This window comes from Clostridium sp. AM25-23AC, assembly GCF_003435125.1.
GTDB lineage: Bacteria > Bacillota > Clostridia > Lachnospirales > Lachnospiraceae > Pilosibacter > Pilosibacter fragilis.
This window is the reverse complement of record NZ_QWGI01000045.1, coordinates 1118-14269: the sequence shown is the minus strand read 5'-3', so window position 1 is coordinate 14269 and position 13152 is coordinate 1118. Positions and strand designations below refer to the sequence as shown.

Below are 13152 nucleotides of genomic sequence, written 5' to 3'. Positions count from 1 at the left end.
TCCGTAATGGAGTGGGATGCTGAGAAGGTCCGTTAAGACAGACAGGAGAAGTAGTTGCGTACAAAGATTATCAATGAGCAGTTAACAGATTTATTCTATAACTTTATCGAGATGGAAGACCGTATTGCGGCCAATGACCGGTATGCAGACTTAAACAGCTCGGATATGCGGTTTTTGTCCGCCGTAGGAAAAGGGAGCCACCCAAGGACCATCACCCAGGTCGGTGATTACCTGCGTGTCGGGAGACAGACGGCACACCATGCATCCAGCAGCCTCATCCGGAGAGGATATATCACCAAGATGACGAACCCGAACGATGCCAGATCCCAATGGCTCATTCTTACGGATAAGGGGATGGAGGCCGTGGCCTATTACCGGAACCGGATCCGCAGCAACGTGAAAGGCATGTGTATCCTCCCCTTCTTTCTCCTGACAGAACCTGCGGAGGCAAAGCGTCTGCTCATCTACCGTGGCAGGGGCTTACAGGGAGCGAAGACCAAGGCATACCGAAACGGATATAAGGGAGCCATGTATCCCTGGGAGGCTGCCAGACCGGAGTATGGGGAGACCACCCCGGAAAGAGGCATGGCAGATCCGCAGACCGGGGAGAGAACCTCCATCTATACAGGGAAAAAGGAACTGCATATCTCAGCAGATATCAGCCATGCCGTATGGAAATATTATCAGGCTACTGGTGATGAAGAGTTCATGAAGCAGTGGGGCGATGAGATCATTCTGGCTACTGCAGTATTCTGGGCAGACCGTGTGGAATGGGACGAGGATGGCAGGGTATGCCATATCCGTGATGTGATCGGACCGGATGAGTACAAACAGCGGTTGACGGACAATACCTATACCAACTACATGGCACGGAATAACCTCCGCCTGGCGGTGCAGATCGCAGAAAGACTGGAAAAAGAGGATCCGGAATATCTGGAAGAGCTGAATAACCGCTGGGAGATCTGTGAGATGCTGCCAAAGATCCGCAGGGCGGCGGAAGGAATATATCTGCCGCCTGTGGGAAAGGATGGCATCCTTCCCCAGTTTGCCGGTTACGGGAAGCTGCAGGAGATGGATCTTAGCTACTACAAGAGCTTTGGAAAAAACGCAGCCGCCGAAATACGGAAGGAACATACCGTTTTGGAGCTTGAGAGCTTCCGGGTGCATAAACAGGCAGACCTCGTCCTGCTGCTGCAGCTGTTCCCGGAACTCCCGGAAGAAGCCGCTGGGACACAGCGCAGGCAGGCACGGGAGAAAAACTATGAGTTTTATGAAAAACATACGCTCCATGAAGCGTCCTACAGCTTTGCCACCCATTCCCTGATGGCAGCTTCCTTGGGAAGGACACAGGAAGCCTATGAGCTGTTCCGCCAGTGCTGCGATGTGGATCTGAGCTCCGATGGAGAGAATGCACCGGCAGGAATCTATGCAGCCTGCATGGGCGGCATCTGGCAGTGTGTGGTAGAGGGCTTCTGCGGGGTACGGATCGAGGAAGATGCCCTGCGGATCGATCCCTGTCTCCCCGAAACGTGGGAAAGCGTGAAATTCCGCATCTGTTACCGGAAAAGCACCCTGGATATCAAGGTAACGAAGAATGCGCTGACCGTCAATAACAGGAGCAGCCACCCGGTACCGCTTAGCTTCCGTGGGGAAGCGGTGTGTCTGGATGGCACCGTGAGCAGGATCTTCCCGCTCCATTCCCCGGAATAAAACAGCATGACAGAACGCAGACAGGAACAACCTGTGCACTCTAAGGAGTGTACAGGTTGTTTTGCTTTGAACACTGCTCATGCGCAAAGAGTCCGCAGGCAAACTCGTTATTGCTGGAAAAAGGATAGGAATCCACCATCCGGTATACCATAATGTGGACAGGAAGACCCGGGTAGAACCGGACGGAAGGAGACTGGTGAAAATGACAGAAATCGGCGAAGAGACACTGAAGCAGTACAGGGGATATCTGGCGGATCGGGAAAAAAGCATCGCCACCATTGACAAATATCTGCGGGATATCCGTACCTTCCTGCAGTGGATGGGAGAAAACCGGAGCATTACCAAGGAAAAAGTGATCGCCTACAAGGCATGGCTGCAGGAGCATTACAAAACGAGCAGTGCAAACAGCATGCTGGTAGCCCTGAATGGATTTCTGGACTTTATGGGAGAAACGCAGAGCCGGGTGAAGACGGTAAAGGTACAGAAGCAGATGTTCCGTTCCACAGAAAAGGAAATGAGCAGGGCAGAATACAAAAAGCTGATCGAAAAGGCTTACCGGATGGGACGGGAGCAGACCGCACTCATCATGGAGACCATCGGAGCGACCGGGATCCGGATCAGTGAATTGAAATATATCACCGTAGCCGCTGTGAAAAGCGGGAAAACAGAGGTTTCCTGCAAGGGAAAGAAAAGACAGGTGTATCTGGTGAAAGAGCTGAGGGAGAAGCTGCTCAAATACTGCAGAAAAAAAGGGATCTGTAAGGGAAGTGTGTTCGTCAGCCGCTTCGGGAATCCACTGGACCGCAGTAATATCTGGTCGCAGATGAAAGCCATCGGTGCCGCAGCCGGAATCTGTCCGGATAAGGTATTCCCCCATAATCTCCGCCACCTTTTTGCCAGGGTGTTCTGGGAAAAATGGAAGGATCTTTTTTACCTGGCGGATATACTGGGACACAGCAATGTCAACACGACCAGGATCTATACCATGACCACTGTTAAGAACCATGGAAGACGGATGCAGGTGCTGGGATTAGTAACATAAGCTTACCGATCAGGTCTGAATCAGAGCGGAATAAGAGAAGAATTAGAGCAGATGTGAGAAAAATCGGGGCAGAAAAACAAAAATACCACATAATCTGCATTATGTGGTAGGAATCGTATCCAAAAGCTGTGTCTATACATAATGGTATGTTTCCTTACCTGGAAACATTGTCCAAAAGTACCATAATTTCTCTCTGCGATTCATATATACCAAAAATAAATTTGTATGTCAATGATATAATTCGACTTTTTTCGCAGAAAATTGTGCAGATCTGATACAGAATCCGTAAAGGATCTATTTTCACAATACGTTCACTGTATAAAACGTATTTTTAAGGCGTTTTGCATAAGACAATCCCTGTCTGCTTCTACCACATAATGCAGATTATGTGGTATTGACCGGAAATATTGCCCGCATACAATTTTGTCCCCAATATTCGGCAGCTTGTCTTTGCATGGAGCAGATCGTTCGCTCAGTGGTAGTCCACAGTAACAGCCCTCCGTTATGAATAATGTGTGTAAAAGAATTGTGTAACAGAATTCTCCTTTAAAATGTTCCCCTTCCCGATTTTTTCGGGGGGGGCAAACATTTTGTAACGAAATTCAGTACAAAACGAAAGACGTGATGATGCGTATGGAAGGAAAGGAACATCTGAACAGGATCAGCAGAGAAACGGCAATGCAGATTGCCGGCAGAGAGTTACCCCGGGTAGAAAAGATCCATTTATGGGTTTTTCCTGCTCTTTCCTATGAAGAAGGAATTCCGGTGTACCTTCTGAAAGCGTATGCCGACCTGACCTCTTACGATATCATCCTGGATGCAAGGAATGGAAACATGATCAAAAGGACAGAACGCTGTCTGTAAGGAATGAAAATAGATACTTAAGGATAAACCGGAAAGGAAACCAGAATGAGTGAGGAAACCAAAAAGACTGCCAGAGTACAGGCAGGGGAAGAAGCAGTGGAGACCGTGAATGAAAAGACCCTGATGGATCAGCTGGATTCGATGAAAACAGCATTCCGTGGTTATGACAAGGAAGCTACCTGCGAACTGCTGCAGACGCTCATCCGGTCGATGGAGACAGAGAAGAAGGAAGAACACCGTGTCCTGCTCCAGAAGAACCAGAGACTGGTGAAAGAAAAGGAAGCACTGACCACGCAGATGGCAGAGCTTCTGATGAAGGTGGACTCCCTGGAATCGGAAAACCAGCGGATGATGGAACAGCAGAATACCATGCAGAAGAAATATGAGGAGCTGGCAGAAAAGCTGAGCAGGATTTCGGAAAATGCCATTGAACGGGAAACCGAGCTTTCCGCTTACCATCTGCGGGAACAGCAGATGAAGGAACGGGAAGCTGCCCTGTTAAAAATGGAGTCGCAGAAAGAAGCGGAGCTGGAGCAGATAAAGAAAGAGTTCCAGGAGGGGCTGGAGGCAGAGAAAGCAGAAATCCTTGCGCAGGCAGAAGAGGAAGCGGAAGGGGTAAACAATCGGGCAGAGCAGCTGCGGAGGAAGTTACAGGACTTCCGGCAGATCATCAATGTGATACTGGACTTTGACCCGGAAAACGGGGTGCAGACAGACTCTTTGGAAAGTGCAGGAGTACCGCATGACTGAGCTGGAATTTGAACTGGAGTTTAAGAAACGGAAACTGCAGAAACGAAAACAGCGCAGGATGGAGCTTCTGATCATCGGTGCACACCTGGGCGTGGTACTTGTACTGCTCTACTGGATGTTTGGCATCGGCATGGTACACGGCAGATCCATGCGCCCCGCTTACCGGGATGGAGATCTGTTTCTGTACCAGAGACGGCTCTTTCGGGAGCCGGATTATGGAGATGTGGTGGTCATCCACAGGCAGGATCTGGAACGGGACATTGTAAAGCGCATTGCAGGAAAGCCGGGAGATGTGATCGATCTGGATGACCTGGGACACCTGACCAGAAATGGGGAACGGGCAGCGGAAACGGAAATCCTGTTCGGGGAACAGGACAGGGATGACTGGATCACCTTGCCCTATACCGTACCGGAAGGATGCTACTTCTGTCTGGGGGATAACCGCCCGAGGTCAGAAGACAGCAGGGAGCTTGGAGCATTCCGCAGGCGGGAGATTACCGGGAAGGTTCTCGCACAGTTCCGGCTGTCATCGGTAAAGTGACCATTCGGGAATCTGCCCGGAGCTTTCGTACAAAAGAAAAATACCAACATGAGAAATAAGGAGAACGGCATGGAACTGTTGAAGGAGGATGGCTGTATCGGCGAAAAGGCATTCCATGGGGAAAAGGAGTGCTTTTTCCAGCCATTTTACAACGTGGAGAAAAAGAGGATCTGGGGAGCGGAAGCCCTGTTCCGTCTGAAGGATGAAAACGGCAATTACTACAACATGGATCAGCTTGCAGCAAAAGCGGAAGAAGAAGGATGGATCGCTGAGATCGACAGATGGGTGTTCCGGGAAGCCTGCAGAAGGATCCCGGAGCTGAGAGCCTACGGACTTAAGAGGATCAACATCAACTTATCCCCGGAGGTCTGTGAGGTTCCGGAGACCGTACCTAACATCATGCAGATACTCAGAAAGTATGAAGTATCAAGAAGTGAGGTCTGCATGGAGATCACCGAGATGTGCAAGGTCAGGAATGCAGAGAATTTCAGATGCATGGTGGAACAGCTGAGCAGCCAGGGGATCCGGCTGGCGTTAGATGACTTCGGCAAAGGGGAGAGCAACCTGCTTCGGCTGTCCCAGATCCCGTTCCAGACCCTGAAGCTCGATAAGGAACTGGTCTGGGGAACGGAGGGAAGCAGGATGGCAGAGGATCTGGTCGAAGAGATAATCCGTATTGCACACCGTCATAACATCCAGGTCACGGCAGAAGGAATTGAGACACTGGACCAGGCGAGAACCCTGGCATCCTGGGGATGTGATTACCTGCAGGGGTATCTCATCGCACCGCCTCTCAGCTATGGGAAGCTTCTCACCTTCCTTGAGGAAAACGGAAAAAGGAACTTCCTGGAAGAATAAATAAGGATAAGAAGGAGAAACCGATGAAAAAGGAAAACAATGGATCAAGACCCCTCAGGGAGGAACTGAACAGTTCTGCCGTATCCGAGCAGAATGCAGCCGCATCCTCGGAACTGGCAAATCAGGCACAGATCTTAAAAGAACTGACGGAACATTTTCAGGTACGCAAAGGTACCTGTTGATTTTACATAGATTTTAATGAATACGATGCAAAAGGAGAGAACGTATGAAAAAGCGTAAAGGAAAGACGAAACGATGGCTTGCCGGAATCCTGTCGGCAGTGCTGGTAATCGGATCCATCAATCTTGTGGATGCTTTAGAAGGAAGTAATGGGGAAAGTGCACTGTATGATGCACCGGAGCTTACCATCACGCAGGGAGCCACAGACTATGATCTGATGAAAGACATTACCTATGACAGCAGCATGTATGAACTGGCTGTAGTGAATGATGGCGGATTTGATGTCAATACCGTGGGAGACTATGAGGTAACCTATTCCCTGACTTCCAAGGATGATGGAACGTTGGAGCCGGGAGATTCGGGGGATGCTTCCAATTCGGATAATGAAAACAAAGACCAGAACAGTGGAGACAATCAGGGAGGGGATAACACCCAGACCGGCGATAACTCTGATAATGCGGGTTCTGATAACGGATCCGACAGTTCCGACAGCAGCAATGGAGGAGACAGTGCGGATGCCGGACAGGGAGATACGGGTTCTGACAGCAGCAATGCAGAAGACAGCATGGATGCCGGACAGGGAGATACGAACTCTGACAGCAGCAATGCAGGAGACAGCACGGATGCCGGACAGGGAGATACGAATTCTGACAGCAGCAATGCAGAAGATACTGCAGATGCGGTCAGCGGAGAGGATGCAGCACAGAGTGAAGAGAATACCGGAGACACCGGTGTACTGGGTGTATCCAGGCCGAGAACGGGTGTAGATATGAGCTATCAGTCAGAGCCCGTGGGTGCGGAAGCCGTTGATGTAACAAAAGGGGATGACACCAATACCGTTGATACGCAGGAAAAGCAGGTCATCACCTTTACAAGAACGGTTCATGTAGTAGCGGCTTCTGAGGACAAAGAACCCGTGTATGTAGCACGGGAACTGGTGCTGACACAGGGAGAAGAAGACTACGACCTGACAGATGAAATTGTTTATGATGATGTAAAATATACACTGGAAGTAGTAGAACTTGGTGGTTTCGATATTAACAAGATCGGCTCCTACGAAGTGACCTATTCCCTTACGCCTGTGACAACAGAAGGAACACAGGAAAATGGACAGGATGACACGCAGGAAAATCAGGTCATCACATTTCAGAGAAGGGTTACTGTGAAAGTAGCCGTGGAAGAAACCGGGGAGTTTGAAGTTCCGGAACTCTACCTGGAGCAGGGGCAGGAAGACTATGACCTTGCGGCAGGACTTGTTTATGATGAAAATAAGTACAAACTGAATATAAAGGATGATGGAAATTTTGACATTATGCTTTCGGGAGAGTACAAGGTGACATTTGTTCTTAATCCGCTGGAAGAGAATCCGGATTCTGAGAACAATACAGGCGATGCGGATACTTCTGATCCGGATCAGACGGATGGAGATCAGAGTGAAAAAGTACTTGGCGCTACCTGGAGTATGGACAGCTCTGCTGAAAATGCAGATGATAAAACAGAAAACAAAAATACAGAAGATAACAATACAGAAAATGATAATGTAGAAGATAAGAAAGAAGAAAATGACAATACAGCCAACACGGACCAGGCGGAGGATACTTTTGTAATCCCGGATGGAATTACTACCTTCACCAGACGTGTTGTGGTCACACCGGGAATCGCATTGTTATCAGCCGGCAATACCATCAATCATAATTATCCTTGGTGCGTTAATATGAATCAGAACGATGACTGGATCATACTGGAAGCACCGAAAGATGATACTTATGTGGGGACTCCGGTATTACAGTGGACGAAGGAAGCCAACCTTGGAAAAGCTGATATAACGGACAATTCGTGGGAGAATGTTCCTGGCGTAACGGTAATAGACAAAAAGGTTACCCTGACAGGGGCTAGTCGTGTAGATGGTAAGTGGTATCGTTTTAAATTTAGTGATGATGATTATAGCGAAGCTGTGAGGATAGTATATCTAGATACAAGTAATCCTTATGATAAAAAAATATATAAAGGTAATCAAAAAATACCTGCTGATACTAGAGGAAATGTTTCATCTTGGTATATTTCTAATGATGAGGTGATGTATGCAACGGGATATCAACAGTTTGTAGGTGAAGGTAATTTTGATGTTTGGTTTTATTATAATGGGGCGTGGAATGCTAGTTCTTACGATGGGCAGTGGTTTACATTGACTGAATCATCAGCAGATACTCCAAGGGAGTACATGGAGTATAATAATAAAAAATCTCCTATCCGTTTTTACTTTGAAGGTTCTACGATATTTTTGAACATAAAACCAGTGGATAAAGCTTATAGCATCTGTACAGATGTTTGCCTGGGGGTGGGAACCTATACTGGAACTTATTATGACAGACTTAACATGAGAGCTACTGACAATAGAAAAACACATCAGTTTGATTTTGTGGGTAAGCAACCAAATGATCCTTATCAGCCAGATCAGCTGACACTGGTAGTAAAAAGTTACACAGAATTATGCAAATGGGCAGCAGCTAGTTACGATGATCGTAATTTTTTTGTGAGTAATCCTATTACAGAAAGTTCACAAGATGCAGGCATCTCTCTGAGCTGGGAAAATAAGAATGATATTTTATTATCTTTTTCGCTGACAACATTAGAAAATAGCTCCATTGTTATTCAAAATGTCGAGTTTGAATCCGGAAATGGAACTTTCACAGAGCCAGGCAAAAAGGAGTATGTGTTTTATGATAATGAAGTGTTGGGAACGCAGCAGGTATACCCTCCTGTGATAAACAACAACAAGGTTATTGAGAAGATCCCTGCTGTTAGACCCAATAATAACAACGAAAAATTTCAAGGATGGAAATTAGCTGTTTCCGGTACTCCGGATGGTGATATAGACATCAATAAGTTATATTCTGACGATGAAGTGGCAGCGCTGAAGTATAAGGATGCTTATGGGATCATGACCTTTACGGCACAGTATGGTGTGGAACAGGCACAGATCTTTACAGGCGGGACAACAGCAGCCCAGAAATATGCTTCTGTTGAACAGGCTTTAAAAGATGCTGCATCCGGTGACACGGTCAAGATCATTAAAGCTGGAAAAATAACCCCGACCACGGCAGACGGTGTAGAGGCAGCAAAGGATGTTACGTTAGAGCATTATAACGATGCCACCAGATTCTATAAGACGACAGTTTCCTCGAAGATTGCCGTGGATGGGGACAGCGTGGTAACCCTGATGGATGGAAAACTAGAGCTTTCTAATAATGCATCCCTTAAGGTATTCAATCCAACCGATAGGCAGACTTATCCAGTAACGACTCCAACCTGCACTTCATGGGTAACAGTAGATAAGAATGTAGGCTCCCCTTATTTTATGGGAGAGACGAATGGAGATGTACAAATAGGTGCAGTGACCTATTCGTATGAGAATCCAGGTCAAGGTCAGTTCACACATGTCAACATTCCACAGGGAATGAAGAATAATGATAAGGTAACAAAAGCTGAAGTCGCAGCAGATCAGCAGGTAACCATTGAGGTGGACAACGCGAATTCAGTAGTATTGAAAGGAACTGGATCTCAAGGCAATACCGTAACTGTTAAGAGGCGTACAGCTGATTCGAAGGTGGACGTAAAACTGCCTTCAGGCGCACAAGGTACAATCTTTGGACATGCCGTAGGTGCAGCTCCGGCAGGCGGCGTAACAGTCAGCCAGAGCAGTGCAGAAAATACAGGATATCCGGACAGGAATTATATCGTAATAGCTGTTGCGGGAGAGAAAGTCACAGTAGATGGTATTGAATATGTTGCAACGGAAAACAAACAGAAGTTTTATCTTGGAACATTTAAAGCAACCGTAACCATAGGAAGCAATGCTGAGATTACAAGTGGTAAGGATCAGACTGATGTTGGTTATTTAAAAACTTATACTGTAAAAATCAGTCCAAAAGCAGATTATGATCTGGATCAGGACAACTTTATCGTTACTATGAAGGAAAGCGATACAGGGATTGTTAAGAATTTGACATTTAGAGATGTGTGCAGGGTAGATCCGGCAGATGGAAGCATTACAGTTACGATTTCAAATGTCAGTGGAGACATTACAGTGAATGCTGCGGCAAAACGGCAGATGACAACCTTAAAAGTAACAGGTCTTGTAGCAGGAAATGCAAAGGGAAGCTTCAAGGCGGTAGATGCATCTGGTAATGAATACAAACTGGAGCGGGATGGCAGCATCAATGTAAACCGCAATGAGGAACTCACCCTTATATTTACGCCAAATGATTTTTCAAATCTTTATTATTCAGATCTTACCGGGGAGAAGGGAGAAAGTTTCTCTATCCTGACAGCATTGAAGGAGACAACAAACAATACAGATTTATTTGCAGGAGCAAAAACGTTTAACTGGAAAGAAAAGAGTTATGAATTAAAGTACACACCGACAACTTCAGATGTGACACTGCAAGCTGTATTCACACCGTCCCATATCGTACATGTTCATGTGACAGGTGGTACGGCAAAAGTGAAAGATACAGGGCTTGTAACAAAAGAATCAGGTGCGGACCAGTTCCAGCATGTCATTGTGAAAGACAATGAAACAGTAGAGCTGGAGTTAGAAGATACAACAGGAACAGCCACTACTTATAAAAAGGCATATTGGAGCAACGTGGATGGCAGTGATGATACTGATGTATCCAATCAGGCTTTCATAGGAAATGGAACAAGCTATACTTACACAACACAGGCGGTAGGCAAACCACAGGCATTAAATATTACATTTGAAGAGGGACAGAGCGTAGATGTAAAAGTGACACATGGAGAACTTGTGACTGGAAATGATGGTGTGGCGTGGAATGATCAAGGAAACAGTACATACCAGACGATTGTGAAGAATAATGGAGCATTGAAGGTCAATATTAAGCCAGAGGATGGTTACGGATTAAAGAGCATTACGGTTAATAATGTGGCAATTGATATTGATGCGGCAATCAAGAGTGGGGAAATTACATGGGATGGTATAACGAAGACCTATTCCCATACATTCGCAAAAGTTTATCAGGCATGGAATGTTACGGTGGACTTTGAAAAACTGCATGAGATCGTTTTTGAAGATCAAAAGGGCAATATCTTAAATAAGACAGAGCATATTACAGTGATTGATGGAGATACGATTCCGGCAGCAATCTTTACCAAAATGCAGGAAGAAGCAGATAAGTCAAAGGCTGAAAATGAGAGCCTCTTTGTATGGGTTGATAAAACAGACAGAACAAAGATCTATAATGAAACAACTGTGATGACTGCACAGACTGCGGATGTCGTGAACTTAATCTCGGTATACCGGATGAACGTGATCAAGGGGGCAGATGGAAGCGTTATTGCAGCAGATGATTTTGTCATTCATGTGAACGATGTCAGAAAGCTTACGGACACAGAGGCAGTGACACTCGCAAATGTGACTGCTTATGATCATTCCGGTTCAGACATCAGTAATATGGTGACTGTGGAACAAACAAAATTAGAGGAATTAAAGAAAAAGACTAAGGGAACATACGTGGATGCTTTGACCTTTATGATTGAAGCATCAGGATTGACGACAGGCGTAGAAGTGGAAGTGACGGATGATAATCCGACCATTACGGGAAAGACAGCATATACGCTGACTTTCAAGGGAAGAGCAAATGAGACTTATAAGTATCAGGAGCTGGATGCCCAGGGAATCCCGACAGGTAATGAATCAACCATATTTACGGATGGGGATGGAAAAGCAACCATCACAGGCCTGAAGAAAGCAACACCATATCAGATCAGTCATAAGAAATATGGTTCTGTAAACGGCAAAACAGCCCTCGTGGATGCAAAAGATATCGCAAAGCAGTTTGCGGATGACGGTGACCAGACAACGACAAATGGAAAAACCGATAAGGATGAGAAAGCATCTAATAATAATGTAGATGTTGTAGTGGATGCTGACGGCAACTACAAGGTCATCGTGAAGAAAGACATCGACCACACAGTTGAGATCCCTGACACATGGGGTGAGGTCAAGATCGACTTAAATGATAAGACCATCACAGGTGACAAGGCAGATGATAATAATGAGGCAAAACCGGGACTGGAATTTGTCAAGGATGTTAACAGCAACGAACATCCGGGAACGAATCTTGAAATCGTAAACGGTACGATCAAAGGTGGAGACGGTTCTGCTAAACATCCAGCTGGAGCAGCCGGTATCGGAGCCAGTGGTGATACAGCAGATGCCGGAATTATCATCGGAAGCAATGCAAACGTGACCGGTGGTAACGGTGCAAACGGCACAGAAGGCAAAGATGGAGGAAATGGTGGAGCCGGTATCGATGGTAACGGCAGGCTCACTCCGACGGTCAGTGGAACGGTAACCGGTGGAAACGGCGGTAAAGGCGGAGATTCCGCAGCCGGTATCCCTGGCAATGGTGGAAACGGTGGAACCGGAATCAGCGCAGGCGATAAGACCATCACCATCAATCCTGGCGGAACTGTCAAAGGCGGTGATGCAGGAAACGGCGGAAACGCAACAGGAGATAACACGAACCCGGGCGGAAACGGTGGAAACGGCGGTACAGGAACCGAGACCACACAGCCTGGAAAGACCGATAATAACGGTGGAACAACATCGGGTGGAAATGGTGGAGACGGCGGAAACTCCAACAACGGCAACGGTGGAAACGGAGGAAACGGCGGCAGCGGCTCCACAGGGGAAAATAATAACAACGGCGGCACCAGCAGTGGCGGCAACGGCGGAAATGGCGGCGACTCTGACAAGGGTAACGGCGGATCCGGCGGTAATGGAGGAAGCTCAGGCGAAACCGGAGGAAACGGTGGTAACAACACCGGCGGCAACGGTGGAAATGGCGGAGATTCCAACAGCGGCAATGGAGGATCCGGCGGAAACGGTGGAGACTCCAACAGCGGCACCGGAGGAAACGGTGGCAATGGTGGAGATTCCAATAACGGCACCGGAGGAAACGGCGGAAATGGCGGTGGCTCCAACAACGGCACCGGAGGAAACGGCGGAAATGGCGGTAACTCCAACAACGGCAATGGAGGAAACGGCGGAAACGGCGGTGGCTCCAACAGCGGAAACAATGGAAACGGCGGCAGCTCCGGCAGTAACGGTAACAGACCCGGCGGAAATGGCGGCGGCTCCAACAATGGCAATGGAGGAAACGGCGGTAACAACGGCGGAGGC

Annotated in this window: 7 protein-coding genes and 1 pseudogene; all 8 read left to right on the top strand. The window is 47.3% G+C overall.

What is annotated here, in order from left to right:
* Nucleotides 1-54 precede the first annotated feature (54 nt).
* Entirely contained in the window at nt 55-1710 is a 1656-nt protein-coding gene (locus DW677_RS16715; protein WP_117567860.1) for a glycosyl hydrolase family 65 protein, read from the top strand.
* A 202-nt stretch (nt 1711-1912) separates the two neighbouring features.
* Nucleotides 1913-2752, top strand: coding sequence for a tyrosine-type recombinase/integrase (locus DW677_RS16710; protein WP_181968083.1), 840 nt, complete (start codon nt 1913-1915; stop codon nt 2750-2752).
* A 624-nt stretch (nt 2753-3376) separates the two neighbouring features.
* Nucleotides 3377-3616: a PepSY domain-containing protein gene (locus DW677_RS16705; protein ID WP_117553040.1), complete on the top strand. Its 240-nt coding sequence runs from the start codon at nt 3377-3379 to the stop codon at nt 3614-3616.
* A 45-nt stretch (nt 3617-3661) separates the two neighbouring features.
* Nucleotides 3662-4366 carry a hypothetical protein gene (locus tag DW677_RS16700; RefSeq protein ID WP_015554921.1) on the top strand — a complete coding sequence of 235 codons (705 nt, stop codon included), beginning with the start codon at nt 3662-3664 and terminating at the stop codon, nt 4364-4366.
* A complete protein-coding gene (lepB, locus tag DW677_RS16695; RefSeq protein WP_117469893.1) occupies nt 4359-4907 on the top strand; it encodes a signal peptidase I in 549 nt (182 codons plus the stop codon). The genes DW677_RS16700 and lepB overlap by 8 nt, the downstream gene beginning before the upstream one ends.
* A 69-nt stretch (nt 4908-4976) precedes the next feature.
* Nucleotides 4977-5765 (top strand): EAL domain-containing protein, encoded by a 789-nt coding sequence (locus DW677_RS16690; RefSeq protein ID WP_165859969.1) that lies wholly within the window; start codon nt 4977-4979, stop codon nt 5763-5765.
* Nucleotides 5766-5788: 23 nt separating this feature from the next.
* Nucleotides 5789-5947 carry a hypothetical protein gene (locus DW677_RS18440; RefSeq protein ID WP_015554918.1) on the top strand — a complete coding sequence of 53 codons (159 nt, stop codon included), beginning with the start codon at nt 5789-5791 and terminating at the stop codon, nt 5945-5947.
* Nucleotides 5948-5991: 44 nt separating this feature from the next.
* Nucleotides 5992-13152, top strand: a pseudogene (locus tag DW677_RS16685) (hypothetical protein); the annotation flags it as partial.